The sequence below is a fragment of the Streptomyces sp. NTD91 genome (genome assembly GCF_059510455.1).
Genome location: NZ_JCAJZW010000121.1, coordinates 1 through 1,297 on the forward strand (window position 1 = coordinate 1; position 1,297 = coordinate 1,297).

The following is a 1,297-nucleotide window of genomic DNA, read 5'->3' on the forward strand; positions in this document are numbered from 1 at the left end:
GGGTTGGGGTGGATGACAGAGCGGACACGGGATCCGTGATCATTCAGGTGTCTAAGCCAAGTGATCAAAAGGATTCCCGTGTCCGCTGTCTCATCTTCCCCGATCCCTGCCGTGTTGGCCAAGTTGGGTCCACTCAATCCGGACGCCACGTCTGACCTGCGGTTCTTCCTGGAGGCGGTGCCCGATCCGCGCTCCCGGCGGGGCCGCTGGTACTCGCTGACCTCGATCCTGCTGGTCTGCGCGGCCGCCGCGGTCTCGGGAGCCCGGACCATCGACGAACTCGCCGAGTGGGGCGCCCGCGCCGACGCAGGGCTGCTCGCCACGCTCGGCGTGCGCCGTCACCTGCTGCGCTGGCGGCATGCACCGTCCAGGTCGGCGATCGGGAGGGTCCTCGAGCGTCTCGACACCGACGCACTCGATGCGGCCGTAGGAGCCTGGCTGGCTCACCGCCACACCGCCGCAGCCCCGGGTAGGCGACGGGTGATCGCCGTGGACGGCAAGGCGCTGCGCGGCTCCGCCCGCCTGGACCAGCCCCGCCGGCACCTGCTGTCCGCCGTCACCCACGGCTGCCCGGTCACCCTCGCCCAGGCTGAGGTTGGGTCCAAGACCAACGAGACACGGCACTTCCAGCCCCTGCTTGCACCGCTCGACCTGGACGGAGACGTGGTCACCTTCGACGCGCTGCACTCCGTGAAGGCCAATGTCGCCTGGCTGGCCGAGACCAAGAAGGCGCACTACGTGGCCGTGATCAAGCCCAATCAGCCCACCGCCTGGGCCCAACTGGACGGTCTGGACTGGCATGCGGTGGCCATCCAGCACACCGCCTCGAACAAGGGACACGGCCGTCGCGAGTCCCGCTCGATCAAGACTCTCGCCATCGCCGACAACCTTGGCGGCATCGCCTTCCCCCACGCGAAACTCGCCCTCCGCGTTCACCGCCGCCGCAAAGAGACCGGCAGGAAGGAGACCCGCGAGACCGTCTATGCGGTCACCAGCCTCGACGTCCACCAGGCGAAACCGGCCGAACTCGCCTCCCACCTGCGCGGACACTGGACCGTGGAAGCCCAGCACCACATCCGCGACCGTACCTTCGCCGAAGACTCCTCCACTGTCCACGCCGGTAACGCACCCCGCGTCATGGCCACCCTCCGCAACCTCGCGATCGGAGCCCTGAAAGCCCTCGGAGCGACCAACATCGCGAAGACCACCCGCGCCATCCGCGACCAACCCGAACGAGCCCTCCCCATCCTGGGCATCACCTACAAGCCCGACCTCAACGGAACTTGATCAAGCCCTG

At 68.2% G+C, this 1,297-nt stretch carries 1 protein-coding gene; it reads left to right on the forward strand.

Translation table 11 applies throughout. The features are described from left to right. Positions 1–111 precede the first annotated feature (111 nt). Positions 112–1,287 carry an ISAs1 family transposase gene (locus AC5WRT_RS38820; protein ID WP_496098920.1) on the forward strand — a complete coding sequence of 392 codons (1,176 nt, stop codon included), beginning with the start codon at positions 112–114 and terminating at the stop codon, positions 1,285–1,287. Positions 1,288–1,297: the final 10 nt, after the last annotated feature.